The sequence below is a fragment of the Collinsella aerofaciens genome (assembly GCF_040926405.1).
Taxonomy (GTDB): domain Bacteria; phylum Actinomycetota; class Coriobacteriia; order Coriobacteriales; family Coriobacteriaceae; genus Collinsella.
In genome coordinates, this window is the sequence record NZ_JBCOIG010000001.1 from 112,483 (window position 1) to 138,990 (window position 26,508).

Here is a 26,508-nt window from a genome sequence, read left to right on the forward strand (position 1 = left end):
TGACGGCGCCTTCGCGGCGCGGTTTGGGTGCATGTTGCGACCGTTTTGCACGGTCGACCTGTTAGTTTACCTTAGATACCGGCGATTGCGAAGTTAAGCAGCTGCTCAGCAAGTGGATACACGGTAACGTCGAAATAGCGGCCGATCACATCGATGCCGGTCCACATGGGCAACAGGTACAGAACCAGGATGAGGATGGGCATGGCGTATTGCTGCAGGCGGTAGTAGTTGGCGAGCGCCTTGCCCTTGAGGAACGGCACGATAATCGATGAGCCGTCGAGCGGCGGGATCGGGATGAGGTTAAAGAACGCGAGCGACAAGTTGACCACGATAAACGTGGCGCCGAAGTTCATAATTTGCGACGCCAGGGCAAATGACATGCTGGTGTAGAGGTTGCCATAGGTCAGGCGCATGAGGGCGGCAGCAAGACACGCGAGTGCGATGTTCGATGCGGGGCCGGCTACGCTCACCAGGACCTCGTCGCGCTTGGGGTGCTTGAGGTTGTTGAGGTAGACGGGCACGGGCTTGGCGAAGGCAAACACCGGGCCACCGGCTGCGAGCATGAGCAGCGGCAGGATGATGGTGCCAAACGGGTCGATATGGTTGAGCGGGTTGAGCGAGACGCGTCCGCGCGAACGGGCCGTTTTGTCGCCGAGTGCCCAGGCCGCGGCTGCGTGCGCGCTCTCGTGGATAACGATGCCCACGATGACGGCAATCGCGCTGGCGAGCAGGTTCATGAGGTAGCTGCTGGACATGGTGCTCCCCTAGCGGACGCGGCGCGAGGTGCGCGTGAGCAGGTAGTCGGCCACAAACAGAATGACGGCGACGATGGCATAATCCAGGCGGAACACGCCGCCAAAGGGCGAGGTGATAACGCCGTAGCCTGCAATGGCGCTCGGCAGTGCGCGCGAAAGCTCAACGACAAAGCCCACGATCTGCAGCTTGGCGGTGAGGCCGCTAAAACACAGCAGCACGGTCATCGCGCTCATAAAGATGCCGCAGATGCGACAGGCGGTGGCGATGATGCTCATCGCCACGGCGGTGGCCTTACGAGAGTTCACGCGCGGTCTCCTCTTCGATCTGGGTGGAAAGCTCCAGCCATTCGTCCTCGAGCTTGGGCAGCTCTTGCTTAAGGCCGTTATATTCCCCCAGCGCGGCGTTGAACTTGTCTTGATCGGCATAAAGCTCTTCGCTTGCCATCAATTCCATAAGCTCGTCATAGCGGGCGCGCTTTTTGTCGAGCTCCGCCTCGATCTTCTTTAGCTGGTTGCGCACGCCCTTGAGCTTTTTGTTGAGCGCGGCGCGGGCCTGGGCCTCGGCGCGCTTTTGCTCCTTGGTCTTTTTGCCCTCGGCCGGCTTAGGAGCGGCAGCGGGGGTGTCGGCCTGGGCGGCGCTAGCTTTGGTGGGCTTGGCCGCGGCGGGCGCGCTCTCCCCTGCCGCCTCGGCGGCGGCGCGGGCTGCGAGGTCCTCGCGCTTGTAGAGGTAGTAGTCGTAGTCGCCGTCGTAGACCGTGACCTTGCCATCGCGGATGTCAATGATGCGGTTGGCCACAGCGCGTACCAGGTGCTCGTCGTGGCTGATCAGCACGATGGTGCCGGGGAAGTTCTGCAGGGCGTTCTCGAGCATGTCCACCGAGTCGATGTCCAGGTGGTTGGTGGGCTCGTCCAGGCACAGGAGTGCCTCGGGGGCCACAAGCATCTTGGCCAGTGCCAGACGCGCCTTTTCGCCGCCGGAGAGGACGCGGACCTGCTTCTCGATGGAATCGTTGTCGCTAAACAGGAAGGCGCCCAGCAGGCTGCGCTGCTGCGGCACGGTCCACTTGGGCGTGACGGTGTCGATCTCTTGCAGGACGGTATTGGACTCGGTCATGCCCTCGAGTGCGTGCTGGGCGTAGTAGGCGACGCCGACGTTGGTGCCCAGATCGCGGGTGCCGGTGGTGGGCGGCTCCAGGCCGGCGAGAATCTTCATGAGCGTGGACTTGCCGGCGCCGTTGGGGCCGACGAGCGCCACGTGCTCGCCGCGGTAGAGCTTGAGGTCGATATCGCTGTAGATGTGCTTGTTGCCGTAAGACTTGGACACGCCCTCCAGACCCACGACCATGTCGCCCGAGCGCGGCGGATCGGGGAACTTAAAGTCGATGTGCTTGTGGCCCTCGGGCAGGATGACGAGCTCTTTTTTGATCTGCTCGATCTTTCGGATGCGCTCCTGAGCCTGGGCAGCCTTGGTGGGCTTGTAGCGGAACTTATCGACGAAGACCTGCATGTGGGCGATGTCGCGCTCCTGGGCGGCGCGCTTGGCGCGCATCTGCTCCAGGTTGTCCTCGCGCTGCTTGAGGTAGCTGCTGTAGTTGCCGGTGTAGGTGGTCACGCGGCGGTTCTCGAGCGCGGCCACGTGGTCGACGCAGGCGTCCATGAAGGCGCGGTCGTGGCTGACGATGAGTACGGCGCCGTCGTAGTTGGCGATAAAGCCGCGTAGCCACTGGACGCTCTCGAGGTCCAGGTGGTTAGTGGGCTCGTCCAGCAGCAGCAGGTCGGGGTGGCGCAGGAAGAGCTTGGCGAGCGCGATGCGCATCTGCCAGCCGCCCGAGAACTCGGAGCACGGGCGCTCAAAGTCGGTGACCTTAAAGCCCAGGCCAGATAGGATCTTGCGGGCGTTGCTCTCGAGCTCGTAGCCGCCCAGGTGCTCAAAGCGGTCCTGGACCTGTCCGTACTCGTTGAGGAGCGCGTCGACATCCTTCCCCTGTTCGGAGAGCTCGGTAATCTGGGCCTGCAGCTCGTTGGCGCGCTCGCCCATGCGGCGAATTTCCTTGGCGGCCGCCATGACCTCGGCAAGGATGGTGGTGTCCTTGTGCTCCAGGTTGGTTTCCTGCTCTAGGTAGCCTACCTGGCAGTCCTTTGCGTACTGGATCTGGCCGGCGTCGGGGCTGTCGATGCCCATGATGATCTTGAGCATGGTGGTTTTGCCGGCGCCGTTGGGTCCCACGAGCGCAAAACGCTCGCCGGGGTTGATCTGGAAGGACGCGCCACTAAAGAGGACGCGCGCGCCGAAGCTTTTTTCGATCTTGTCGACCAGGAGGATCATGGTGCCGCCTTTGACCTTGTGTGCCTATATGAAAAAAGGCCCCAACTTGCGTTGGAGCCTCATTCAATGCTCGGGTGGAGACGAGGGGAATCGAACCCCTGACCTCTTGACTGCCAGTCAAGCGCTCTCCCAGCTGAGCTACGCCCCCGTGCGAAGAAGTACTATACGGGAACTCCCCCGTCGATGCAAGGACAATTTTGGAAAATTTCGCAATCGCGGCGCGGGCCGCCATCCGCCCAACGGCCGTCTTGCCGGCGCCAGGCCCATTACCGGGGCCAATCGCGCTCCCGCCGACCCGGCGATTTCAAAACCATGCCGGTTTACGGGGCCAGGCCGGGAACCCCCGAGCATGCCGTCATCGGTAAAATCAAAACCGCAGGTAGACGGCTTGCGCATTCCGTGAAATGCAGGGTATGGACGGCCGGTCCGGGTCCAGCCCCGTAATCCGGCATAGTTTTGAAACGGTTCTTGTCAACCAGCATAATCTTTTACGTGGATTTGAACTGCAAACGTTTATCAAAGCAATTTGGCAGGCATATGGAGTGGGAACTATGGCAAAAAGAAGCCGGGCTATTTGCCCGGCCCCTTGATTCTCTGGTGGGCCCTCCGGGATTCGAACCCAGAACCCAGGGATTATGAGTCCCCTGCGCTAACCGTTGCGCCAAGAGCCCTTATAAAATGGCGTGTGCGATAGAGGCCAATAGAACAGATCCCTATCTTGAACCACGTCGTGAAATACTACCATGCACGCGGCGCCCGTTCAACGGACGATCTTGTCGACCAGGAGGATCATGGTGCCGCCTTTGACCTTATGTGCCTATATGAAAAAAGGCCCCAACTTGCGTTGGAGCCTCATTCAATGCTCGGGTGGAGACGAGGGGGATCGAACCCCTGACCTCTTGACTGCCAGTCAAGCGCTCTCCCAGCTGAGCTACGCCCCCGTGCGAAGAAGTACTATACGGGAACTCCCCCGTCGATGCAAGGACAATTTTGGAAAAACTTTCCTGGGGCGGCGGCGCGGATGCGGGACGGACTCGAGAGCGATGGGCCCGCGATGCCCGACTAAGCCCGCGGGGCGCGCCCCGCGGGCGGGCGGCGCTGCCACCGCCCTCCCATCAGGCTCCACCCCGGCCGCCCCCGGGGCCTCCCGCCACGAAACCGGCCCATCTACTACGTTTGGCCGGCATCCCCCGACCATGGCGCCTCGGGCAAAAATAAAACCGCAGGTAGACGGCCTGCGGTTTTCGCGAAATACGGGGTATGCTCTAGGGGTCGGGGTTAAACGTAGTAGATGGGCCGGTTTCGTGGCGGCGGCATCGCAGGCAGCCGACCGAGGGCGCCCGGAAGTGAGCAAGGCACCCGTCTAACGACCGATTTCCAGCCAGTTGCATAGTACGTTGGCTCGTAACTCCATTTCCGTCGTCTTTTGCGCCTTAGTTTTGCACCTATAGCGCAATTCCAAGCGCGAGCAAAGACTTCGCACGATCGCATCAAGCTGCTCGGCATCGTTAAGCATGTCGTGCGTAACCAGAAAGACGTCATACCCCATACTTTGCAGCGCCGTCATGCGTTTGGCATCGTGGTCGAGCACGGCGCCTGATCCGTGGATAACCTCTCCCTGAATCTCCACGATGCCTGCCTTCATTATGGTTGGATTTACGATCACGATATCCCCGTAGCAGACTTTTTGCCCTGCAATGCTCTGCGCCGATGCGGTAAGCGGCGTAAGGTCGTTAACATAAACGTTTCGAAAGCCGGCACCGCCGCGAGATCGAGGAAGCGATAGCAATAAAATTCCTGCAACTTCAAGTGGAGAAGCTGCTATACCTGTCACCAACTGCGCGGCGCTGTAAAACTTCGTACCCCACTTTCGTCTTTTCATCTTACTGGCGTACTCATGAAGCTCGTGTAATTCGATGAGCGGCTTTCTCATCCAGAGCGAAGTGCCCTTTAGCCTTGTGACCTCATTCGTTTTCTTTTGTCCGTTGGGCCCCTTCGTATTTACCTGTTCTTTGACTTTTATGCGCGCATAAACGCGTTTCCATTGTGGTTCGTCTTGGCTTTCATCAAGGTCGAAGAGGGATTCGGTGGTTGCATTCTCGGCAGCGTCTTTGGCTTTATCTAGTTCCGCTTCTGCTGCTGCGGTGGGCTCAAAGACTGAGAACCATCCGCAAAATTCGTACATGGCAAGGACAAGATCGGTTGGAGACATAAAGCGCGCCATGGTGAATAGCGTCGCAAGTGGATTGGTAACCCTAAAGCTCATCGCGGTTTCCAGCGTGCTATCCACCCCCGAAGCATCATCACAGTGGATTGTTGTCCGTAATCCCGAATGGTAGTTAACGCCACCGGGCACTGTTGTGGTAATAATCGGGGTCTTGAGGATATCGGTTACGAAAGGGGCTTGGGCTAGGGCTCGCCAGCCGTCTTCTGGGCTTGGCAGTCGCGGGTAGAGGTTGCGCACTTGGGGCGGGCAGCGCCAGTAGCGGAATGCGGTGTTTGCGCAGACGATCTCGTCCATATGGGCCTCCCCTAGCTTTGGCTGCGTGCCGTTATGTTTGCAGGTAGACCGATTATCAATGGCGGCATCATGCGGGTAAGTACCGGAAGCTGACCAAATGCCGACAAATAGCTTGACGCATTTCGCCTAAAGATCGCCGTGTGGCACAAATCTGCTGGCAGGCGTTCTGGGGCCGTGGTCCCTATCTCCACATTTGTGCGTGAATCCCATGGCAAATTCAATGAAAGAGCGCATGAGCTTTATGCAAAACGCGCGATGACGTCAGCACAGGAGAGATCAGCTAGAAACGCGTTTAAATTTTTCGATTCGATTTTGGTGTCAAGCTTGGTGTCAAAAAGAAAAAAGTCAGAGGCTTAACACCTCTGACCTGTGCTTTAGATGGTGGGCGATACAAGATTCGAACTTGTGACCCCATCCGTGTGAAGGATATGCTCTACCCCTGAGCCAATCGCCCGTCGCCTTTCGGCAAAAGAGATACTAACATAGCTGCGCGAGGTTTTCCAAGAACTTTTTGCCCCCGATTTTAAATTCGTGAGAGCAAACCGCACTGTTTCAACCCAGTCAACCAACAAAACCGCAGCTTAACCACCCTTTATCGTTTAATCCACGAGGTCTCGGGACGGCAGATAAGTCGCGCGTTGTTGTAGGCCAGGTCAGCGCCCGTGGGTTCTCGTAGCGACGCGGCACGCGAAAGACGACAAATGTCGCATCGATATGCGTAATCTCAGGCATATTTCGCCAACTGACTGATGGGAGACAATCGACGCACGTTGATTAGTCCCTATTGGAAGGCAATTTCGCAAGTGCGGGGAAAAATGAAGATCTACCAATCGGACCCCAGTTTTGTACTTTTGCGAACTGCGGTTTTGTTGGTAAATAGCGGGTTGTGGTCGACGGATTCTGTTTTCCCCGCACTTCCGAAAAAGTTGGCGTATCGGCAGCGATATACGGAACCAAAACTCAAGCGCAAGATAATTCTAAGGCCTCATAGGCTTGCTGTTCCTTCGCAACTCGCTTGCGAGCTCTTCGCGCGTGCGTTTCCCGGAGACCAGGTCCTGAATCCATTCATAGTAGGGGTTATCTTCAGGAGTTGGGTTATCGGAAAAGTCCACCAATACGTTTCTCAAGCTAATAATGACAAAGGCAATAACTAGGCTAGTCCTCTTGTTTCCATCCTCAAAGATGTGGTCCTTTGCCATGTGTTCCGCAATATAGCTTGCCTGGTCGAAGATGTCCGAAAACCTATCAATCGGGGACTGCCCAAAGATAGTGCAAAATGCGTTTGATAGAACAGATTCAATTCGACCATGAATTAGGGCGGCTCTATCGCCCGTCATACAGGTTGTGTAGCATTTTCCAGATGCAAGCAAGCGTTCGTGCGCATACATTACAGAAGAGGCAAGAGCCCCTATCGCTTCCTCATCATCAAATACAAGGGGATCGATAGGGGCCGATTGCCCCATTATGAGAGACATTAGGAGTTCTCCAGCAGCCTCAGCGCATTGGGCATGGCTGCAATTGTTGATTGCACGGCCTGATCGATTGTTACGACGTCGTTAATGTCTAAACCATCATTAGACGCAAGAATTGCCTCCGGAGTGATGGGGTTATCCCTGTTCGGCGAATATACGCTCGCCCATGCCCCATCTGGCTTATGCGACAAGGTGACCAAATCAAACGCAGTGAGCATCCCAAGCTTATCCATCACGGAATCAATGAGTTTTTTAGAAGTCCCGTCAAGTATCGCTAAGTCACTCGAGTTGGTGATGCAGTTTCGGCCATACGAGGAGAACGTATGATAGACCACAGGTTCAACTGGACCGTACTGCCAAGCCTCAACGATGTCATCGAAAAGCGGACGATTGTATTTGCGCAACGATTCGACTTGCGAATAATAGACGAGCTTATTCAGCTTGAGATTCGTAATCTCGAACTTGTCACTCCAGTTATCAATGATGTAATTCGCAACGTTCAGCGCTTCCATTTTCACTCTCCCCTCAGTTGGCAAAACTTATCCTATAGACCTTAAACGGGCTGATTATGTACCCAATTTAAAGATATGTCGAGTTGGGCCTCGATGATTTCTCTTCTAATCTACACGACAAATTTTTTCATAACGCGCGGACATGAATTCGTCGTGCGTACTTTCTCAAAAGACCGAGAGCAAAAATGGTTTAGCAGATGCTAACCGTTTGCGCTGGCTTTAAGAGTCAGCCGAAGCTCAGATTCAAATCGTTGTCAGCAAAATACTTATTAGACGTTATAGCAGTGATTCGCGACGCCTAGGAGCGTTATGCCAAGAAGGAAAAGCGTCATTGATGCTGTAATCCAGCAGTTGTCGCCGGTCTTGGGGAGTACCACAGTGGTCGCGGTGGCGGACTTGGACTTGGACGGCGTGGACACTGTGGTCTTGGTTACTGTCGTTGTTGACTTGGTTGTCGCGGCCGCGGGTTTCAGCGAGGGATTTGCCGTGGGCCCTGTGGTGGGCTCTGCGGCAGCAGGGCTAGTATCGGCGGGAGACTTGTCCGCCCCACCGCCAGGCACATCGACCCCTTCGGTCTCCCCCGCCGGAGGTGTGGCGACATCGGGCTCAACCACCACATGCGGTGCCAACGCATCGCCGGCATCCACCACGCCACTAGCACCAAAGACCCCACCAGCAGGCGCCACAAACCGCGCAGACACAAGCGACCCACCCGTGCAAGCAACCCCGCCATCGGCACCGGTCGCATCCAGCCACGAGGCATCGACGGAAAGCCGACTGCCGGCCGCGCCATCCCCAATGCCATCGTCCTGCAGATACACGCCGTAGGCGCGCACGCCCACTCCGGACCCGGCGCCCGCGGCAACGACGCGCCCGCCGCCGCGCACGGCCATGTCGCCTGCGATCGCGCCGGCAACCGCCTCGTCCGTAATATCGGCCCCGTCCGCCCGGGCATCGACGGTGCATCCGTCCACCACGAGCGCCTGCGAAACGTGGATCCCGCACTGCGAGCCCGTCGCCGTCAGGGTCCCGGTTCCGCGAAGCGTCAGGTTGCCCCACACCTCCATGCCGCACAGCGTGATGTCCGCATCGGGCGCATGCGACTCCGTCACGGAGTTTTGCCCGGCAAGCGTCAGCACCAGGTCGCCCTCGGCGCCGATGGCCTCGCCCGCGTAGCCGTTAAGCTCCAGTTGGTCGGCATCGGTCCAGGCCCAGCCGGGGCCCGACACGCCCGGCTCGTAGTACGTCGCGCCCGCGATGATGAGGCTCTCCGCGCCCGCGGCATAAGAAGGCCCGCCTAGCAAAACGCATAGGCAGGCCACGGCAACAAACGCAATGTAATGACGGCTGCTGTAGGACTCGGCAGCAAACATACCCGCTCCGATCTTCGCAGGAGCCAATAGAATGTGCACCAGAAAATGCCCTGGTAGCAGCAGCTATTAGTTTAGCGAGATCAAGCCGTAAACAAAGAAAATGTCCCTGAGCAGCGCCAATAATTAGGCGTAAATCGTTTTGTCAGTCGGTGAAAGGAGATTATGCCTAACATAATCGCGTAGGCCACCAAGAGCACGCCCTTTTTTCGCGTGTTTCATGACAATTTGGATGGATTTAAACAGACTTTCCGGTAAGGCCTCTTGCCCCATCATTCAGCACTGCACGTGGAAAGTCTTTACTGGAGTGCTTTTTTGACAGCGTCGTAATCCCATTTGAGTACACCATCTTTCCAGCATTTCATAGGAACATGATTTCCTTCGAATCTAACTTTTAAAGGGCATTTCGACCTAGTGACGCGCGCGGAGTTGTACAGAACAACAATGTCAATGCCGGCCTCAACGGCTTTATCGCATTCGTACTTAATGTAGCTACGATAGTCGATGCTATGCAAGCGATCGCAGCTCGAAGTTCCCGAATCATAGCTCCCACAGTACTGGCAGCTTCCTTTAGTTACTGTGTCGGTCGCATCCCCAACGATAAGTACAAATCGTTTGGATCCGTCCATTCTCTTTTTCAGAGAGCTCTTTATGCTGCATGGCAAACTGGAGTCGCGCGACTGCTGTAGGTCGTGAGCGTCCGGGAACGAAAGCCCCCAATAATTACTGTCGTTCCATTTATGCAGCTGCTCGACCACATCTCGATCACCGTCCCAGTCTGCGGCGATGTAGGTTCTTGTCCTATAAACCATCTTTCTCTCCAATCCTATTGTTCCAGGCCTCTGCATAACCGTTAACCTCGAATAACCTCATGCGTGCAGCGGTCTTCTTCGTTAACACGACAACAACGCCTTCCTTAAAATGATGCTTCGAAGCCCTCAGGGTGCAAAGCATGCAACGAAGAAGATCATCCTCTGAGGGTTTTCCGTTTTCGAACCTTGTTATTCCAGACCCCAACAACGGAAGTACGATTCGCCTGCCTGCATACATCCGATCGAGCTCGTCCCACATATTGAGCAAGCATTCCTCATACTGACCACGACGAAGATAAGCACGATTCACTTCATCCATATGGGTGAAGGCGAGCATGGCGAATCCGTCGCAATCCTTAATAGTGCCGAGAGGATAGCAAATTCGGCCATCCCCAGCCTTATAGGGTTTCAGCAAACTCGGTTGCCTTTCTTCGACAGCCTGCTTGAGAGCGTTCCGGTCGGCATACTTCTCAATAAAAATGCCGTTAAGGGAATTTTTTGAAATTACCCTGTCGTCAACCTTAATGTCGAAATATTCATTGAACGGAATGACCTTAACGCCCTCAGTACAAAAAAGGTCGTCGACCACAATGTCTACGTCCATTCCGTTAATAACCAAATGGACTCCGTCTTTATTGTGATGGTATGTGACAATCGCTGCGAAGAAGGCCAGTAAGACAAATAGGATGACGAGCACAAAGAGCCTAAACGGGCATCCCGAATCTTTCGGAAGCAGGTCGATGAGAGACACGCCCGCAACTCCCATAATCGTCGAAATTGCACCAATGATTGCAAACGACCATTTAAAAGACTTTTTTACGAGCGACCATGTAACTATATGAATAATTTGTTTTAGCAAGCGAACTCTTCCACAGACGAAATTAAATGCTGATTCCATCTTAGCCTTTTCGCATTCATCTAGTTTGCCATTTTTCCTCATGTAGCCTGCTCATTTTTGTACCCCAAGAAGTAACAAATTGGTTTTAATACGATGGGATGCATCAGCAGCTGCTCATAGGCCCCTCCCATATTGCCGATAATCACTATTACTAAGTACTTCTAGAGCAATCTGAGGGTACGATCTGACCTTTTGAACTTTGGAATAGAAGAGCATCATCTTCCCCACTATGAAGTCGCAGGGGCAACACATGGTGACTTCCGGCTTCACGTTACCGTCTATTTAAGAAAGCTCAATCGTGCTCTTTGCAACCTCAATACCGGGTGCGTATTTCTGCACCAACGCGTCCAAAATCACTCGGTTGCCTGGAGTCATCTTTGGGGAGGCGACGATCTTCATCGAGGAAAATGCTTCGTCTGAGATAGCCAAATCGTAAAAGGAAGGAATTCCGGGATCGCATCTATCAAGTATGACTTCAGCAGCTTTCTTAACTGCTTCAGCGTCACCCTTGATAATGGAGGCGATGCCCACAGGAACTCCCGTCAAAACATAGCGCCATTCTTTCTGGTATGACCAGGCGGTAGCCTTGTGGATCCCAAGCGCACTTAAATCAGCCTCGATCCAACCGTTCCCGCAACTTCGTATCACTTCTGGAAATAGAAGCGACTTATCGTTCGTATACTGGACTTCATGAAGCATCTCAACGCTTCGGGCCATTTCTTTAAAATGATATTTTTTATCCCAAAAGTCTTCGAGCGGCAATTGAAGTCCATCAAACTTGCCACTAGGAGTATTCAAAACTGCGTCACTAGATAGCTTACTTAGGCTTTCGGTAGACACAGAGTACCGCTTAAACGGATGACTCTTCATTTGGATTCTTACTCCACATTCAGCTCCAGCATACTCGCGCCACATGGGGATGCTCTCCTCATCAGAAGAGGTCCAACAACTGACGAGCTTCATTTTTCCAAGATTTTGAGAGTCTGCTGAACGCTGTTCTTGTGGGTCATCAACCTTATCTAACCGGCTGAACCTGATAGTCCGATTATGCAGAATCAAGGCCAGCGTATCTAGGCTTGCATAATGATAGAGAACGGCGGGTGCCTCCATGTTTAGCTCCTAGCTATAACAATGAGTCCATATCACTGTTTATCAAAATTTATAGACATGATTATGAAAAATCAATCTGTGCCAAACTGTCCCAAGCACCCCTCTCCCCTCCCCAACTTTATCCAAAAAGTTCGCAGTTGTTGACTGACGTTACCGTAAAATAACCCCACTTACATATACACGGAGTGTTGGCCTGGCGCCGCCTCCGGGCCTTGGCACCCACCTTGTCGAGAGGCACCGCTATGAAACGAGTCTTTTACCGATCGCTCTGCGCAGTTCTTTGCGTATCCATGCTTAGCGCAGCAATACCTGTAAGGGTTTTAGCGGAAGAAGAACGGCTTCAAGAAAACACCTTGGAGCAGTCTGAGACTGGCGCAGCGGACAATTCGAGCGGTAGCATGACAGGCGACATCGATACAAGAGAGATCGGCAATGAGTCCATCAAAAATGATTCCGATCTCACGAATCCAATTTCACATCAGGCGGAACCTCAGGTTTCCCTAGCTTCCGACATGTCTCCTAATTCGGAACAAGCCATAAAGGCCGCAGTAAGTGGATATCAGCACAGCGATAGCGCCAATAGCGGCAGTGTCACCCTCACCGTCGAATGGAACGATCCAGTACTTGGACAGCTAACGACCTTCCACGTGAGCGCAACAGGCGGCAGTGGCAGTTATCTTTTCCGCATGGATGCGCCCTCGTACTCCAACCCCAATGAGTACGTCTACGAGTCGGTCGCCGACCCAAGCCGCGGAGAGTGGACAAAGTACACCGACGCGTGCGCTAGCCACGACTTTACGTTCACAACGACGGCTACCGGATCATATAACTTCCGCTTTTACCTCATGGACAAGGCGTCGGGCGTTTACTACTTGCGCACCAACACGTATATCCAGGTTGCAGATGATGCATATCCCAGCGTTGCGAGCATTGTCAATAAAGCAGTGTCACAAGCCAAGCTAGAGACAGATGGTACTGAATACGAAATAGCCCTCTACCTTCATGACTGGCTTCTCGATCAACTTGAATACGACGATTCGCTCAAGTGGTCCTCGGCGGAAAGCGCTCTTACGAGGGGGCTTGGGACGTGTCAGGCCTATGAATCAGCGTATGCGAAACTACTTTCCACCGCAGGTATAGAAAACGCCGAAACCCGCGATACCTATGATGGGCATACGTGGAATGCAGTTAAGTTCGATGACGAATGGTATCAGGTCGACTGTACCTGGGATGATACGTCTGATAACTTCTACGGTGATTTAGATCAGTGTCATCTGTACTTCTGCCTCACTGACGAGCTCATGGCAATTGCGCATCCGGGACACGAAAAATCTACTCCACCGACGATTACGCTACCCGCTCAACGAGCCTCAAAGACAATTACTTCATCCAAAACCGCAAGGCCGACGAGTGGGCTTCCACCTACGCCGAGCGCATCCAGCAACACTTGGATGCAAAGGAGACCTGTTTTCCATCAATGCCGACAACGGCAGCTTCCCACCTAGCATCTCGGGGATACAAAACGCGCTCGTGGCGTACGCGATGAACCAACGGGAATGGCGCACAGCCAACGGCAGAGTCGCACTCACGGCCATATCTAACGTTACAAATGTCTCGAGCTACCGGTGGTTGTCGAAGTTCAACTTCGAGGCTAACTATCCTGAGGCAAAACCCGACCCGAAACCAACCGAATTCGACGGCTACTTCACCGTTAAAAGCGCCTTGTCCGGCGATGCCTCGCTCGATGTAGCGTCGGGCTCGCTCGACCCCGGCGCAAACGTGCAGCTCTGGACGGCAAACGGAACCTCGGCCCAGGTACTCCGCTTCCGATACGACGCGCATGCCGGTGCTTACGAGATAACCAACGCGAAATCGGGGCTGGCGCTCGACGTCCAAGGCGGCTCGGCCCGGCCCGGCGGCAACGTCCAGCAATTCACGCGCAACGGGACGGGCGCCCAGCGCTGGGCAATCGCCGACAACGCGGACGGGACCGTGACGATCGCCTCGGCGAAGAACCCCTCGTGCGTGCTCGACGCCGCGGGCGGCAAGTCCGCCCCCGGGACCAACGTCCAGCTGTACCGGTCAAACGGCACCACGGCACAGAAGTGGGTGCTCGAAAGCCATTAGAAAAGGCTCGGCGCATATGAGCTGCGCCGAGCCTTCAAGGAGAATTACGTCTTTCATCAACGGGCCACAGGCCTAGGCAAGAACGACCTTCTTGATAAACAAGGATTTAAGGCCGATCGTCAATGCATACTGGACGCCCATGGCCAGCGGAATCGCCATAATGTCGATAACACCCAGAAGAAGGTAGCAGGCGATGAGGTAGATTACGTTGGCCAGAAGTGTTATCCCCGCAGACTGTTTCGACAGCCCGTAGGCTGTAAAGCATGGGTGTAGCGCCGAGAAGGTGATGCTAACGACAGTCAGCGCTGCAAGGGTGGCGAACAAGTGCCAGTAGCCCCCGTAGACTGGATCCATGAAAAACGAGAGAGCGGGCGGAACCGCGATGATTGCCAAGGCCGCGCATGGTGCGACGACCTTGAAGACCATGCGCTCGATTTTTTTCACAACGGCAAAAGCTTGGTCGTCCTGCCCCTTGGCCATCAGCTCCGCGAGTTGAGGCATAATCGCCTGCTGCACCGGCGTCGAGAGTAAGGTGAAAGCCGAGAGCAGCTGCTTGAAGAACTTGAACACACCAACGACCTCGCTGGAAAGCATGGATAGGAAGAATACGTCGAAGTACTGGATTGGCGCGTCGGCGGTCGCGGCCAGGTTCGACCACATCGTGAAAGAGAAGAAGCCCCTAGGGAGGTCGCGCCTCCTGGCAGCAGCCACGCCCTTCAGACCGACGCGCTTACCGACAACGAAGAGTGCGATAGCGAACAACGACACGCTCTTTAGGACGTCCGCCGCGCAGTAGGCAAACGCAATTGCAGCGACGTTCGGGCCAACAGCGTAGAACACTGCCGCGACGAGGACGAGCTTCAGCGCCGACACGGCGACCGCATGGATGGCGACATATTTGAACTTATCAAAAAGCCTCAGCACTCCGGTCGGCGTGCCCTCGACATGCACAGCAATCTCGAAGCAGAATATCGTCGCGGCGAGCGTGGAGACGTCATCCCATCCGAGCAAGCTCGAGACGAGCGGAACAATCGCGAAAGCGACCGCGCAACCCATGAGGGCGGAGGCGATGTCTACGAAGAAACCAGCCTTTATAGTCGCGGCGAGTCCGGCGTCGTCCCTTCGCTCCTGGCAAATCGACCCATAACGAATCACTCCCTGCCAAGACTGGAAGTTGAGGAACGCGTCTACGGCCTGCATGAACGTCTGGCCGATCATCAACGACCCGTAGCCTGCGGCCCCAAGGAACCCGGCGGACAAGAACGTCGTAACCATGTTAAGCGCAGAGGCGCCCCCCTGCCCCACCACAATCGTGGAGACGTTCTTGGCGAGTTTCAGCCAAAACTCGTTGCCGTTGAGCCGATCCAGCAGCAATTTCAACCTACCGCCCATCAACGTCCCTTCTTGCGTAGCGCCTTGGAGAGCTTGGCCGCGAAGCCGCCGAGGAAAAACCTCCGAGACGGCGCCTTGTCGTCTTTCGCGCGCAAGGCGAAGCTATCTGCCCCCGCCATGGCAGCAATCGCTGCGCCGACGCCTATCTGCCCGTGGGTAACTCCCGAGACGAGCTGTGGCTCGGCGACAATCCTCAACCGTCCACCGAATGGCTCGGGAGGGCAAATAACCTCCCCCGCCGCGTCGAGGGTCCAAAGAAGCGGCAGCGACATACCGCCGTCGAGACAGGCGAACATGTTTCCACTCTGCCTGAAGTTAATCTCGTTTAGGACCGCCCCATCCCTGGTGGCGAAGACCTCGATGTCGAACATGCCCCTGAAGCCCTCGCTCGAGAGCTCGCCGATTACTTTTTCGAGGAGCTTTTCCATCTCGGGAGCCGCCTCGGAACGCCCGATGGCGACGTTGCCGGCCTTCCTTGGGAACGTGAGCTCTTTTCGCAGCGTAATATGCGATTCCTTTCCATTCGAAAGGAAGATGCACCCCGAGGCCACGGCCTCGTAGTCGAAATCCACGACCTCCTGGACCAAGAGTCGCTCGTAGCCGTCCGCGAATAGGCGGGCGATGGCAGCGGCGTAGGAATCCGGGGAGTCCACAATCGCGATGTCGGTCTTCTCGCCGAACGCGCTCACGAGCGGCTTCAATATGAGGGGAAAGGTGAGCCCGGCCGCCGCGTGATCACGACTCGTTACGATGACCGAACGCGCCATGGGCACGCCGTGCGCTTGCGCCCAAACATACTGCTCGTACTTGTCCATCAATCCCGCAACCCTGCCGGGCTCGCCTGAAAACGAATACGTGACGATGCCTTTCGGGGCAAGCTCGCGGTCGGCGACGTAGGCGGAAAGGTCCGAGCTGGCGAGAACGATGCACAATCTTGGATCTTTGTCCGTAAGCCAGGACCGATAACCTTCGGAGATGGCCTCTACGTTGTTATCGACAAGCTCGAAGTTCTTGGGACAATACTTAGAGGACGGTACTATGAGACTGTCGGCGCTTTTCATACCCGAATGAAGAAGCAAGTCGAACGGGACCCCGTCTCTTCCGAGGCTCCTCAGGCTCGCCAGGGTGTTGTGGTGGTCGCCGCCTACGACCAGAATACGCCAACCCTTGGGGAAGTCGATGTGTCTTTCACAAGTCATCGATCTATAACACCTCCAGAAAGAATCGCCCGTCCCAATTCGTCGGACGTCATGAACTCGCAGTCCGGGTACCGCCTCGCCAACTCCTGCAGAAGCCCGTCGAGGGCCTCGAGCGAGAATGCACGATGTCTCTCATCCACGCGTGAAGTGTAGTTGACGCGATGGGTGCACACCACCGCCGGCTGCCTACGCCTGAAAGCCGTCTCGATTTCGGCGAAAGCAGCGTCGATGCACTCGTCGACGCTCTTGCCTTGAAACATAGAACGCGAGGGCTCGAACTGCACATTGCGGATTAAGCGGCACTGCCCAGGCACGTTGGAGTGTCCGAAAACGTTAATCTTCCTCAAATACGAGTCGTTCCCTTTCGGGACATTCCTCTTCGGCGACGATTGGATCGTCTCGATGCCCAGCCCAGCGGCGATGCGCTCACATTCCTTATTGGCAACGTAGCATGGCGGGATGAAGCTCCTAGGAGTGAAGCCAAAAAGGCGTTTGAAAATCGCGACCGCGTCTTCAAGGTATCCGCTCACGTCGATCAGAGTGTTTCCGATGTTGAGTGCGTCAATCCCATTGTAGAGGGCGTCGTCCAGCCCCACCATTCTCAAGCCGCGGGCATATTCCACAACAGGGTCGGTGGCCGCATCGGCGAGCCATGCCGTAGCGTTGAGATGCTCTCGTCCGTGGAGCTGAGGATGCAGTGCTGTTTCACCGCAGCCCAGCCGAACGAAATCAAGTACCCCCTCGTCTCCGTCATAGATTCGGTAGGTTTTATCGATGGGCTCGAATCCAAAGTGCGCTACATCAACGTTGCCAGGAACGCATCGATTGAAATCTGGGTTGGCGGTTGCAAAGTTCAGTGTGAACACTGGCGCGGAAGCCCGAAATCGCACCGCATTCTCGCGCAGCAATGAAGAGAGGGCGCTTACGTCGGCCTTCTTCTCCAAGCCGTCAAAAGATTGGTAGTGATCGAGCCTGAAAGAGGGGAAGCGATTCTCAAATGCCGCAAGTGAATCAGAATCCGGGACCCTCACGGCACCCCAATCGTCGGACTCGAAGACGACGATACGCCTATTCGTTTGGAAGCCAAGCTTTGCGACAAGGGTCTTGGCAGCCTCTTTGATTACGTGCATCGTTTGCCCCTAAAGCTCGAATTCACATTTGTCGGGGAAAAGTTCGTCAAGGCAGGCGAGAATCCTCGTCCGTGCAGTCTCGTACTGCTCCGGCGTGAGGTCGCCGTCATTGAGGCAGACGACCTTTCCCTTGCGCCCGCGAAGATACGATTCAGCCTCTTCCAGGGTTGAATCGAAATTAGCACCAAATGAAAAGGACCGTCCGAAAGAAACTGGACGTGGATAAAAATCTCCTTTTGCGCACTGCCAATCTTTCATGAGCCAGTTAGATACGTCGGTTGCCTCTCTAAAACGATGAGAAGAAGTCGCCTCAAGCTCTTGCCTTTCTACCTCCCAAATTTCTTCGAAGGTAGACTTTAAAAATGAATTGCAGAGATGGGGTTCATAAAAACCTTTGAATGTAGGATATATCAATAAAACGAGCGTTCTCAAGCACATGATGCCATAGCCTGGGCTGAACCACTTTAGTGGATGTCTGCTTACACACGCAAGTGGTTTAAAATGTGAGCTTAAAACGCTAGCGCAGTTAAAGGGGACGTAGAAATTGTCACCTCGTGCAAGACTTGCTGCATTTAGAACTGCTGTAATTCTTGGTAGTCCTTTATGAAAGAAATCGTCTTCTGTGGTCTTATCAAGAATCAACAAATCATCATTGAATAGAACAAAGTGCTCAGAAAGCCCCTCAATTTTGTAGGCATTCAATTCGATAACATTGGAATTGAAAGTTGGGAGATTCTCATTGGGGATAAAATCACTATGCTTTACAACATTGATTTTTGGATTTGAACAATCAAGCCATTCGGGTAAATGACCATATGTCAGAAAATGAATAGTGCCAACCCATGGCGCGTTGGAAGAAACACTTCGAAAAAAATAACGTAGCAAACCCCAATCTCTATAACGTTTATCCTGATTGGGGGTGATTATCTCGCTTGACTCATTGCTATATTTATATCGATCAAAAAGCCAATTTGGGTCCGTGCAATCAACCCATGGAATTACAAAATCAATCTTCATAACGTTCTGTGACCTCGAAAGAATTCCTAGTTATCAGTAGTGATTGTTTATCCCCGTTCAAGGAGACAATTATTTAATTGAACCGACTTTAAATCTTCTATCAAAAGCTAACGCCCCTAGTAAAAAGCCAATTGGAACTGAAAGGGGGCCAACAAAAGCTGCTGAAGCTGTCGACTGTATCAACAAATATAGAAATAGAAGAAGTAAGCAAATGTACCTATTAGGGTCCTTACTGGATCCACTCTGAATCATTTTAAAAAGCTTTATATAAATTGAAAGAATGCAAAGGAGTCCTAAAAACCCGGTTTGCCCAAGAACCATAGGCCAGTACACATCCGAAATAAAGGAGCCGCCATCAGGAATATTCATAAGACCGTAAACAGATGATAGATGGTAAGAAAAATACACTTGAGAGTAATAAACTTTAGACATGTAAGATGCAAACGACCCAAAACCAGTGCCAAGCGGAAAATAATCAAAAGCTATCTGCAAGGATGTGGTCCCGAGCAAGTCACGTGCAGTTTCATTTCCAGCGAAGTAATACTCAACTATTTGACCCCAAGCAATGAATACAGCAATGATGCATAAGCAAATCAAATTCCATTTTGAAATAGATTTACGCCGGACTAGCACAACATAAAACAGAGCAATGGCAAAGATGGCAGCTGCCATTGCTTTATATCGAAATGTGCAAAATACATTTAATGCAGCAAAAAAACCCATGCGTAAGTTCCTACGCCAAGGTTTCTCGTCAAATATAATCCGATTGCGAGAAGAATAATTTGCGCTCCGGCAAGGTATTCAGAATGAGAAAAAAACAATTTTGGTATCGCTATACCAAATCTGAACTCTTGACCAGGAAACCAGTTAAAAACTAAATTTAGAAGCAATAATCCCGTCAGGCAGTATGTCAAAATACGAACAATGAGGATCATCTTTTCTCGATGAACGGAAACAAAGTCGTTACTTGCTGCAAGCCCAAATGCCATGGCCAGATAGAATTTTAAATTTAGGAATATATCTCCTATGCATGCTAGTATTGGCTGGGTTGAATATAGACATGAACTCATCAAACCAGCAGTTACATATAGAACAATGAGCCACCATATTCCTAAAAACACTTTGCTGCGTCGAGAAAATAAATAATACAATCCCCCAAACAGTGCAAAAACTTCGTCATAATATCCAAATATCGGAAAGCACTGCTGGATTGGATCTTCAAACACCAACAGAAAAATACTAAGCCATAATAGGTATTGATATAAATTTCCGTAATTTTGTGGCTTCTTGGCCTTTTCAATCGAGGTCATTCATCATCCCTGCTGCCATATTGAATGCATGAATCTGTTTCTTTGTACAGATTTAGTATTTGTTCAATTGAATGTTTGGAATTGAATCGATCGGCAACAACTTTTCTTCCAGCATCGCCTATTTCTTTACGAAGTTCAGAATCGAACAACAACTTATCAATCAAATGAGCGAGGTTATTGACATCGTCGACTTTGATAAGGAATCCATTAGTGCCGCTTTCAATGAGCCGTGGTACTCCGCCGACGGCTGTGGCTATGGTGGGTATACCGTGAGACATTGCCTCGAGAACGCTCATGGGCATACCTTCATTCTTAGAGGGAAGGCAGTACACCGCGGCCCGCTCGAACAGGGCTTCGCGTTCGCCACCGGTGACCCAGCCGCAAAACTCGCAGCGGTCAGCAATGCCTAGCTCCTCAGCGAGCGCTTTGTTCTTCTCGATTTCACCGTCTCCGCCAAAGACAATTTTAGTCTCCGAGAAACGCGACAGGACTTCTCTTGACGCGCGCAAGAGAACATCCGGGCTCTTGTTCGCGTCAAGACGTCCTAAAAACAGGACGTCTTGACGCGAACAAGGTGAGCACGGCTGCGCCGGCACTTTAACACCGTTATGGACAACGTCAATCTTTTCAGAGTCACAAACGTTTTCTGCAAAGTAGTCACGCCACTCTTCCGACAAAACCACTACTCGGTCGGCGATGCTAAAGGTCTCCCTTACGTCACGACGGTAGGCGTCTCCACCCTCTTCAAAAGCCTTCTTAAACTCCCCGTCGTGATCGTGCAGTATTACGTACTTGCCTGCTTTATGTGCCATACGGGCCATAATTGACTTACGTTTGTAGGACCCACGGGCACTAATGTGTAGGTGAATGATGTCATAGGAAGACATAACCCTCACATAGCGAGCTAGCGCCCGCGTAAATGCGAGAGACTTACCGAATTTTGAGGAACCGACCCCCGTCCCCAGGTACTCGAAGGCGTTGCATGCCTCAGGGAGACCTCCATCAAGATAGCCCCGTACGACGGAGACAATCCCGCCATGCAGAGAAAGGTCGGGGCCGACCATCAGAACTTTCGCGTTCACTTTATTTTCAACTGAAACCATCGTCATCCTTAAGCCGCGAACCTAGGCAGCGAGCGGGAACCCCCCCCCAAATTGAATACTCAGGCTCCACATCTTTGGTCACGACGGCGCCAGCGGCAATTACGCAGTGATTAGAGATATGGACACCCTTGAGGATCGTTACGCCACAGCCCATCCACACGTCGTTACCGATAACGACATCTTTGTCGTTATCGGGAGTCTTCTCCTCATCTGTAAGTTTCATCATGGGACGATCGAGAATATCCGTGCGGTGGTCACCTGTAACCACGGTTAAGTTAGGTCCGCTCATGACATAGTTGCCGATGCGAATTTTCGCTCGGGACGTGAGCAGCGTTGTTCCGGGACCCAGGTACACATCGTGACCCATGTAGATATTTCCCGCTCCGGAGATCTCGCTGCGGCGGCCGAGTGTCACGTTCTCGCCGCATGAAGCAAAGGAGCTTCGTAGCGAGGGCATAAGAAGTAGCTTGTTATAAGCACGGGAGACTCCGTCGAGGATCCTATAGGCGAGATCCATTATTAAGCCTTTCTCCACACCATCTTGTCCACGACGCCGGTGTAGCTCTGGATGATCTTGACCACCTTGGTGGACACGGTCTCGTCGGCGTAGTCGGGCACGGGCGCCTCGGGCAACGACCCCTCCGCGTCGAGCTCGACGGCCGTATGGACGGCCTGCAGCAGACCCTTCTCGGAGATGCCGGCCAGCGTGAAGCAGGCCTTGTCCAGCGCCTCGGGGCGCTCGGTCGAGGTGCGGATGCACACCGCCGGGAACGGGCGGCCGACGCTCGCGAAGAAGCTCGACTCCTCTGGCAGGGTGCCGGAGTCGGACACAACGGCGAAGGCGTTCATCTGCAGGCAGTTGTAGTCGTGGAAGCCCATGGGCTCGTGCATGCGCACGCGCGGGTCCAGCTGGAAGCCGGTGGCCTCCAGGCGTTTGCGCGAGCGGGGGTGGCAGGAGTACAGGATCGGCATGTCGTACTTCTCGGCCAGAGCGTTTATCGCCGTGAACAGGCTCGTGAAGTTCGCCTCGGTGTCGATGTTCTCCTCGCGGTGGGCGGAGAGCAGCATGTAGCGCTTGGGCTCCAGGCCGAGCGCGGCAAGGACATCCGAAGCCTCGATCTTGTCCAGGTTGGCGCGCAGGACCTCCGCCATGGGCGACCCGGTGACGTAGGTGCGCTCCGGGGCGCAGCCGGTGTCCTTGAGGTAGCGGCGGGCGTGCTCGGAGTAGGCCAGGTTAACGTCGGAGATCACGTCGACGATGCGGCGGTTGGTCTCCTCGGGCAGGCACTCGTCCTTGCAGCGGTTGCCCGCCTCCATGTGAAAGATGGGGATGTGCAGGCGCTTGGCCGCGATGGCGGACAGGCAGCTGTTGGTGTCGCCCAGGATAAGGAGCGCGTCGGGCTTCACCTGGACCATGAGCTTGTAGCTCGCGGCGATGATGTTGCCGACGGTCTCGCCCAGGTCGGCGCCCACGGCGTCCAGGTAGACGTTGGGGTCGTCAAGCTCCAGGTCGCGGAAGAAGATGCCGTTGAGCGTGTAGTCGTAGTTCTGCCCGGTGTGCGCCAGCAGGCAGTCGAAGTGGCGTCGGCACTTCTTGATGACCTCGGACAGGCGGATGACCTCGGGGCGGGTGCCCACGATGATCAGCAGCTTCAGGCGGCCGTCGTCCTTGAATGCGATGTCGGAATAGTCCTTGCCCATGCGGCTAGACCTCCTCGTAGTAAGTGTCGGGGTCCTCGGGGTCGAAGGGCTCGTTGGCCCACATGACCGTCACGAGGTCCTCGGTGTCGGACAGGTTGGTGATGGAGTGCGTGTAGCCGGGGATCATCTCCACGGCGTGCATGTCCGAACCCGAGACGACGTACTCGTCGACGGGGAACGGGTTGCCCCCGGCGTCCTCCCCCACCTTCCTCAGCTTGATGGAGGCGGTGCCGGAGACCACCAGGAACCTCTCCCACTTGCTCATGTGCCAGTGGTTGCCCTTGGTGATGCCGGGCTTGGACACGTTAATCGACACCTGGCCGCGCTCCGGCGTGCGCAGGAACTCCGTGAACGAGCCGCGCGCGTCCACGTTGGGCTTGAGGCCGTAGGCGAAGCGCCCCGGCTCGTAGTAGGAAAGGAACGTGCTCCAGAGCTTCTTGGAGAAGGAGCCCTCCGCGAGGTCGGGAACCGACAGCGTCTCGCGGCTGTCGCGGAAGCAGCCGAGCAGGTACACGATCTCGCCCAGGGTCCTCACGTCGGTCCCGGGGACGTAGCAGAACCCGTCGCCCTCGACGCGCTCGAGCCCCTCGTATCCGCAGCGGTGCTCCTGGCCCAGCAACGCCCCCAGCATCTCGTCTACCAGGTCGTCAATGTAGAGGAGCTCGAGCTCGACATTGGGGTCGTTCACGGTGTAGGGTCGGCCGTTGGCGATGGCGTCGCAGAAGGTGGCCACGGCGGAGTTGTAGCGCGGGCGGCACCACTTGCCGTAGAGGTTCGGGAAGCGGTAGATGAGCACCGGCGCGCCGGTCCTCTCGGAATACTCGCGGAACAGGCCCTCCCCCGCCAGCTTGGACTCGCCGTAGACCGATCCCTCGAAGCGACCCGAAAGGCTCGCCTGCGCGGAGCTGGAGAGCATGACGGGGCACGTGTTGCCGTGGCGCTCGAGCATGTCGAGCAGCGTGGAGGCGAACCCGAAGTTGCCCTCCATGAACTCGGACTGGTCCTCGGGGCGGTTGACTCCGGCCAGGTTGAATACGAAGTCCGCTCGGGAGCAGTAGCCGTCCAGCTCCCCGGGCGTCGAGTCGACGTCGTACTCCATGACCTCGAGCGGGAGCAGGCCCGCGTATCTCTCGCGGCGGTCCTTGCCGTCGCGGATGTTCTTCAGCGCGCAGCAGAGGTTCTTCCCGACGAAACCCCTGGCTCCGGTGACGAGGACGCGCACCCTACTGCTCCGCCTCGTGCTCGCGGCCCTCCAGGGCCAGCTGCACGTACTCGGCGGTCTTGATCTTGGCGATGGTGCCCTCCACGTCGAGCCTCTCGGTGTTGTGGGAGGTGTAGGACTCGTCGGCCTGGGTCTCGACCTCGCCGTCGACGACGAACTTGTCGTAGTTCAGGTCGCGCGAGTCGCAGGCGACGCGGTAGTAGCCGCCCATGTCCTCGGCGCGCAGGCGCTCCTCGCGGGTCATGAGGGTCTCGAAGAGCTTCTCGCCGTGGCGGGTGCCGATCACCTGGGTGCCCACGCGGCCGAAGACCTCCTGCACGGCCTCGGCGAGGTCGCCGATGGTGGAGGCGGGCGCCTTCTGGATGAACAGGTCGCCCGGGTTGGCGTGCTCGAAGGCGAACTGCACCAGGTCGACGGCCTCGTCAAGGTTCATCAGGAATCGGGTCATGTTGGGGTCGGTGACCGTCAGCGGCTCGCCCTTGCGGATGCGGTCGATGAATAGCGGGATGACGCTGCCGCGCGAGCACATGACGTTGCCGTAGCGGGTGCAGCAGATGGTGGTGCGGCCGGCGCCGTTGCGGGCGTTGGCGTAGATGATGGACTCCATCATGGCCTTGGACTTGCCCATGGCGTTGATGGGGTAGGCGGCCTTGTCGGTGGACAGGCACACGACGCGGTCGACGCCCTCGTCGATTGCCGCGTGCAGGACGTTGTCCGTGCCGATGACGTTGGTGCGCACGGCCTCCATGGGGAAGAACTCGCAGGAGGGAACCTGCTTGAGGGCGGCGGCGTGGAAGATGTAGTCCACGCCGTGCATGGCGTCGCGAACGCTCTGGGCGTTGCGGACGTCGCCGATGAAGAAGCGCACCTTGGAGGCGAGCTCGGGCGACTTCTCCTGCAGGCGGTGGCGCATGTCGTCCTGCTTCTTCTCGTCGCGGGAGAAGATGCGGATCTCGGCCAGGTCGGTGTCCATGAAGTGCTTGAGCACGGTGTTGCCGAACGAGCCGGTGCCGCCCGTGATCATGAGGGTCTTGTCTTTGAATGCGGTGGTGGGTTTCATCTACTTGCCTTCCTTGCGTTTAGCGCCCGTGAACTGGTAAAAGAGAAATTTGGTATTAGTAACGAGATATCGTTTGAATAGTCGCTTCGGTTCCTGCATCAGGCGGTATAGCCACTCGAGACTTAGGTTCTGCATCCAAATCGGTGCCTCCGGCACCACGCCGGCGAGGACGTTGAAGGCTCCCCCTACGCCGATCATCAGTGGCTGAGGGCCGCCTTTAAGCTCATGCATGAGGACTTCCTGGCGCGGAGCGCCAAGTGCAATCCATGCAAAGTCGGCGCCAGAATCGGCAATGCGTCGTGAAAGGTCTCGTTTCTCGCCATCGGAAAGCGGACGAAAGACGGAAGGCTCCATGCCAGCAATTTCCAAGCCTGGATACTCTTCCTGAAGCGATTCCTTGAGCGCCTCGAGGTTTTTCTGTTCGTTGCCGTAGAAGTAATGGCTCCATCCGTGCTGAGCGGAAATACTGAAAATCTCGCGCATCAGATCCGGACCGGTCACGCGCCCCATCGACGCGACCGTCTTTCGGCCGACAACCGATAGGGGCTTCCCATCGGGAACGGACATAACGGACTCAGCCTGACAGGACCAGTAGCTGGGATCGTCATGGGCCATGACCGACGTATGGGCGTTAGAGACGCAGATATACTCGCCATGCAGATTATCGATATTATGGGTAATGAAATCGACGCATTCAGACATATTGGTGCCCGTGATCGGGACATCGATCACGGGCACACGGTTTAATTCGGGATAATGATGATAGGACTTAAGCACTAAAACGCACCCTTTCCCGTGATTACTTCAATAACGGTGAGGGCGATAATCCTTAAGTCAGTGAGAATGCCACGCCTCGCAATGTACTCAAGATCTCGCTGGACCATACCGTCGAAACCAGTTGAGTTTCGATCAGCAACCTGCCACCATCCGGTAATGCCGGGCTTCACGGCCAGGCGCTGTAGGTCGTACTCGGTGTACTCGGCCACCTCATTCGGCAACGGCGGACGCGGGCCCACGACCGACATCTGGCCCAGGAACACATTCAGGAACTGCGGGAACTCGTCGATGGAATGTTTGCGGATGAATTTCCCGATCTTGGTGATGCGCGGATCCTCCTTCATCTTGAACATGGCGCCGTCGATCTCGTTTTGATCCATTAGCTCGATGAGGCGCTCGTCGGCGTCCTTGTACATGGAACGGAACTTCCACATGCGGAATGTTGTCAGGCTGCCGTCGGGGCGGGTCTGTCCCACGCGGATCTGGCTGTAGAAGGGGCTGCCCTCGCTCTCCAACCGGATGGCCGCGGCGAGAATTAGGCTTGGGATCGCGATAGCGACGAGCGCGACACTGCTGAATACGATGTCGAACGCGCGCTTAACGGCACGGTAGGCCAGGCGCGAGCGATCCCAGTCCATGATGGATTGCATGGCCTTGTAGCGACCGGCGCCCTCACGCCGTTCCATGGCCCGAG

General features: G+C 55.3%; 25 protein-coding genes and 4 tRNA genes. 2 read left to right on the top strand and 27 right to left on the bottom strand.

Annotated elements, in window-relative coordinates; translation table 11 throughout:
• Positions 1-71: 71 nt before the first annotated feature.
• From AB5758_RS00560 to AB5758_RS00620, 14 genes are all read right to left on the bottom strand, one after another.
• Complete coding sequence (locus AB5758_RS00560) at positions 72-755, bottom strand: site-2 protease family protein (protein ID WP_195503900.1); 684 nt, start codon at positions 753-755, stop codon at positions 72-74.
• Between the two features lie 9 nt (positions 756-764).
• Positions 765-1,061, bottom strand: coding sequence for a hypothetical protein (locus AB5758_RS00565; RefSeq protein WP_055287415.1), 297 nt, complete (start codon positions 1,059-1,061; stop codon positions 765-767).
• On the bottom strand, positions 1,048-3,081 hold the full coding sequence (locus AB5758_RS00570) for an ABC-F family ATP-binding cassette domain-containing protein (RefSeq protein WP_368141585.1): 2,034 nt from the start codon (positions 3,079-3,081) through the stop codon (positions 1,048-1,050). The genes AB5758_RS00565 and AB5758_RS00570 overlap by 14 nt, the downstream gene beginning before the upstream one ends.
• Positions 3,082-3,156: 75 nt before the next feature.
• Positions 3,157-3,229 (bottom strand) — tRNA-Ala (locus tag AB5758_RS00575).
• Positions 3,230-3,676: 447 nt separating this feature from the next.
• Positions 3,677-3,752: transfer RNA gene (locus AB5758_RS00580), tRNA-Ile, on the bottom strand.
• A gap of 197 nt (positions 3,753-3,949) precedes the next feature.
• Positions 3,950-4,022, bottom strand: a tRNA-Ala gene (locus tag AB5758_RS00585).
• A gap of 422 nt (positions 4,023-4,444) precedes the next feature.
• A complete protein-coding gene (locus AB5758_RS00590) occupies positions 4,445-5,602 on the bottom strand; it encodes a putative endonuclease domain-containing protein (protein ID WP_368141727.1) in 1,158 nt (385 codons plus the stop codon).
• A 379-nt stretch (positions 5,603-5,981) separates the two neighbouring features.
• Positions 5,982-6,056: transfer RNA gene (locus tag AB5758_RS00595), tRNA-Val, on the bottom strand.
• Positions 6,057-6,579: 523 nt separating this feature from the next.
• Positions 6,580-7,077 (bottom strand): Fic family protein, encoded by a 498-nt coding sequence (locus AB5758_RS00600; protein ID WP_195361984.1) that lies wholly within the window; start codon positions 7,075-7,077, stop codon positions 6,580-6,582.
• Entirely contained in the window at positions 7,077-7,586 is a 510-nt protein-coding gene (locus AB5758_RS00605; protein ID WP_368141725.1) for a Panacea domain-containing protein, read from the bottom strand. Before AB5758_RS00605 ends, AB5758_RS00600 begins: the two co-directional genes overlap by 1 nt.
• Positions 7,587-7,855: 269 nt before the next feature.
• Positions 7,856-8,959, bottom strand: a complete 1,104-nt coding sequence (locus tag AB5758_RS00610) for a hypothetical protein (protein WP_368141724.1) — start codon at positions 8,957-8,959, stop codon at positions 7,856-7,858.
• 296 nt (positions 8,960-9,255) lie between these two features.
• Positions 9,256-9,804, bottom strand: a complete 549-nt coding sequence (locus AB5758_RS09730) for a TIR domain-containing protein (protein WP_438266097.1) — start codon at positions 9,802-9,804, stop codon at positions 9,256-9,258.
• Positions 9,758-10,708, bottom strand: coding sequence for a macro domain-containing protein (locus tag AB5758_RS00615; RefSeq protein ID WP_368152608.1), 951 nt, complete (start codon positions 10,706-10,708; stop codon positions 9,758-9,760). Before AB5758_RS00615 ends, AB5758_RS09730 begins: the two co-directional genes overlap by 47 nt.
• Before the next feature lie 240 nt (positions 10,709-10,948).
• The gene (locus AB5758_RS00620) at positions 10,949-11,776 is read right to left on the bottom strand and encodes a DUF2971 domain-containing protein (RefSeq protein WP_368141914.1); all 828 of its coding nucleotides are present in this window, start codon (positions 11,774-11,776) and stop codon (positions 10,949-10,951) included.
• Positions 11,777-12,066: 290 nt separating this feature from the next.
• On the opposite strand from AB5758_RS00620, the gene AB5758_RS00625 reads away from it, so the two are divergent.
• Together AB5758_RS00625 and AB5758_RS00630 are read left to right on the top strand one after the other, a co-directional pair.
• The gene (locus tag AB5758_RS00625; protein WP_368155315.1) at positions 12,067-13,281 is read left to right on the top strand and encodes a transglutaminase domain-containing protein; all 1,215 of its coding nucleotides are present in this window, start codon (positions 12,067-12,069) and stop codon (positions 13,279-13,281) included.
• Positions 13,282-13,405: 124 nt separating this feature from the next.
• Positions 13,406-13,903, top strand: a complete 498-nt coding sequence (locus AB5758_RS00630) for an RICIN domain-containing protein (RefSeq protein ID WP_368141918.1) — start codon at positions 13,406-13,408, stop codon at positions 13,901-13,903.
• Positions 13,904-13,975: 72 nt separating this feature from the next.
• On the opposite strand, the gene AB5758_RS00635 is transcribed toward AB5758_RS00630, so the two are convergent.
• The 13 genes from AB5758_RS00635 to AB5758_RS00695 all read right to left on the bottom strand — a co-directional run bounded on the left by AB5758_RS00635 (position 13,976) and on the right by AB5758_RS00695 (position 26,500).
• Positions 13,976-15,295, bottom strand: a complete 1,320-nt coding sequence (locus AB5758_RS00635; RefSeq protein ID WP_368141919.1) for a lipopolysaccharide biosynthesis protein — start codon at positions 15,293-15,295, stop codon at positions 13,976-13,978.
• Positions 15,295-16,494, bottom strand: coding sequence for a hypothetical protein (locus AB5758_RS00640; protein WP_368152606.1), 1,200 nt, complete (start codon positions 16,492-16,494; stop codon positions 15,295-15,297). The genes AB5758_RS00635 and AB5758_RS00640 overlap by 1 nt, the downstream gene beginning before the upstream one ends.
• Positions 16,491-17,624 (bottom strand): hypothetical protein, encoded by a 1,134-nt coding sequence (locus tag AB5758_RS00645; RefSeq protein ID WP_368141559.1) that lies wholly within the window; start codon positions 17,622-17,624, stop codon positions 16,491-16,493. Before AB5758_RS00645 ends, AB5758_RS00640 begins: the two co-directional genes overlap by 4 nt.
• 9 nt (positions 17,625-17,633) lie before the next feature.
• Positions 17,634-18,641: a stealth family protein gene (locus tag AB5758_RS00650; protein ID WP_368141560.1), complete on the bottom strand. Its 1,008-nt coding sequence runs from the start codon at positions 18,639-18,641 to the stop codon at positions 17,634-17,636.
• A 69-nt stretch (positions 18,642-18,710) separates the two neighbouring features.
• The gene (locus tag AB5758_RS00655; RefSeq protein WP_368141561.1) at positions 18,711-19,364 is read right to left on the bottom strand and encodes a hypothetical protein; all 654 of its coding nucleotides are present in this window, start codon (positions 19,362-19,364) and stop codon (positions 18,711-18,713) included.
• Positions 19,343-19,951, bottom strand: a complete 609-nt coding sequence (locus AB5758_RS00660; protein ID WP_368141562.1) for a hypothetical protein — start codon at positions 19,949-19,951, stop codon at positions 19,343-19,345. Before AB5758_RS00660 ends, AB5758_RS00655 begins: the two co-directional genes overlap by 22 nt.
• Positions 19,948-21,054, bottom strand: a complete 1,107-nt coding sequence (locus tag AB5758_RS00665; RefSeq protein ID WP_368141563.1) for a glycosyltransferase family 4 protein — start codon at positions 21,052-21,054, stop codon at positions 19,948-19,950. The genes AB5758_RS00660 and AB5758_RS00665 overlap by 4 nt, the downstream gene beginning before the upstream one ends.
• Complete coding sequence (locus AB5758_RS00670) at positions 21,041-21,571, bottom strand: acyltransferase (RefSeq protein ID WP_368152605.1); 531 nt, start codon at positions 21,569-21,571, stop codon at positions 21,041-21,043. Before AB5758_RS00670 ends, AB5758_RS00665 begins: the two co-directional genes overlap by 14 nt.
• 2 nt (positions 21,572-21,573) lie before the next feature.
• A complete protein-coding gene (wecB, locus tag AB5758_RS00675; protein WP_368141565.1) occupies positions 21,574-22,755 on the bottom strand; it encodes a non-hydrolyzing UDP-N-acetylglucosamine 2-epimerase in 1,182 nt (393 codons plus the stop codon).
• A gap of 4 nt (positions 22,756-22,759) precedes the next feature.
• Positions 22,760-23,977: a polysaccharide biosynthesis C-terminal domain-containing protein gene (locus AB5758_RS00680; protein ID WP_368141566.1), complete on the bottom strand. Its 1,218-nt coding sequence runs from the start codon at positions 23,975-23,977 to the stop codon at positions 22,760-22,762.
• Between the two features lies 1 nt (position 23,978).
• Positions 23,979-25,037 carry a polysaccharide biosynthesis protein gene (locus AB5758_RS00685; protein WP_368141567.1) on the bottom strand — a complete coding sequence of 353 codons (1,059 nt, stop codon included), beginning with the start codon at positions 25,035-25,037 and terminating at the stop codon, positions 23,979-23,981.
• The gene (locus tag AB5758_RS00690; protein WP_368141568.1) at positions 25,038-25,814 is read right to left on the bottom strand and encodes a WecB/TagA/CpsF family glycosyltransferase; all 777 of its coding nucleotides are present in this window, start codon (positions 25,812-25,814) and stop codon (positions 25,038-25,040) included. It lies immediately after the preceding gene.
• A complete protein-coding gene (locus tag AB5758_RS00695) occupies positions 25,814-26,500 on the bottom strand; it encodes a sugar transferase (protein ID WP_368155316.1) in 687 nt (228 codons plus the stop codon). Before AB5758_RS00695 ends, AB5758_RS00690 begins: the two co-directional genes overlap by 1 nt.
• Positions 26,501-26,508 lie beyond the last annotated feature (8 nt).

Coding starts and splice junctions, on each gene's coding strand:
- AB5758_RS00560 (WP_195503900.1), bottom strand. CDS start 755: ATGTCCAGCAGCTACCTCATGAACCTGCTCGCCAGCGCGATTGCCGTC.
- AB5758_RS00570 (WP_368141585.1), bottom strand. CDS start 3,081: ATGATCCTCCTGGTCGACAAGATCGAAAAAAGCTTCGGCGCGCGCGTC.
- AB5758_RS00590 (WP_368141727.1), bottom strand. CDS start 5,602: ATGGACGAGATCGTCTGCGCAAACACCGCATTCCGCTACTGGCGCTGC.
- AB5758_RS00600 (WP_195361984.1), bottom strand. CDS start 7,077: ATGTCTCTCATAATGGGGCAATCGGCCCCTATCGATCCCCTTGTATTT.
- AB5758_RS00605 (WP_368141725.1), bottom strand. CDS start 7,586: ATGGAAGCGCTGAACGTTGCGAATTACATCATTGATAACTGGAGTGAC.
- AB5758_RS00610 (WP_368141724.1), bottom strand. CDS start 8,959: ATGTTTGCTGCCGAGTCCTACAGCAGCCGTCATTACATTGCGTTTGTT.
- AB5758_RS09730 (WP_438266097.1), bottom strand. CDS start 9,804: ATGCAGAGGCCTGGAACAATAGGATTGGAGAGAAAGATGGTTTATAGG.
- AB5758_RS00615 (WP_368152608.1), bottom strand. CDS start 10,708: ATGAGGAAAAATGGCAAACTAGATGAATGCGAAAAGGCTAAGATGGAA.
- AB5758_RS00620 (WP_368141914.1), bottom strand. CDS start 11,776: ATGGAGGCACCCGCCGTTCTCTATCATTATGCAAGCCTAGATACGCTG.
- AB5758_RS00625 (WP_368155315.1), top strand. CDS start 12,067: ATGCTTAGCGCAGCAATACCTGTAAGGGTTTTAGCGGAAGAAGAACGG.
- AB5758_RS00635 (WP_368141919.1), bottom strand. CDS start 15,295: ATGGGCGGTAGGTTGAAATTGCTGCTGGATCGGCTCAACGGCAACGAG.
- AB5758_RS00640 (WP_368152606.1), bottom strand. CDS start 16,494: ATGACTTGTGAAAGACACATCGACTTCCCCAAGGGTTGGCGTATTCTG.
- AB5758_RS00645 (WP_368141559.1), bottom strand. CDS start 17,624: ATGCACGTAATCAAAGAGGCTGCCAAGACCCTTGTCGCAAAGCTTGGC.
- AB5758_RS00650 (WP_368141560.1), bottom strand. CDS start 18,641: ATGAAGATTGATTTTGTAATTCCATGGGTTGATTGCACGGACCCAAAT.
- AB5758_RS00655 (WP_368141561.1), bottom strand. CDS start 19,364: ATGGGTTTTTTTGCTGCATTAAATGTATTTTGCACATTTCGATATAAA.
- AB5758_RS00660 (WP_368141562.1), bottom strand. CDS start 19,951: ATGACCTCGATTGAAAAGGCCAAGAAGCCACAAAATTACGGAAATTTA.
- AB5758_RS00665 (WP_368141563.1), bottom strand. CDS start 21,054: ATGGTTTCAGTTGAAAATAAAGTGAACGCGAAAGTTCTGATGGTCGGC.
- AB5758_RS00670 (WP_368152605.1), bottom strand. CDS start 21,571: ATGGATCTCGCCTATAGGATCCTCGACGGAGTCTCCCGTGCTTATAAC.
- wecB (WP_368141565.1), bottom strand. CDS start 22,755: ATGGGCAAGGACTATTCCGACATCGCATTCAAGGACGACGGCCGCCTG.
- AB5758_RS00685 (WP_368141567.1), bottom strand. CDS start 25,037: ATGAAACCCACCACCGCATTCAAAGACAAGACCCTCATGATCACGGGC.
- AB5758_RS00695 (WP_368155316.1), bottom strand. CDS start 26,500: ATGGAACGGCGTGAGGGCGCCGGTCGCTACAAGGCCATGCAATCCATC.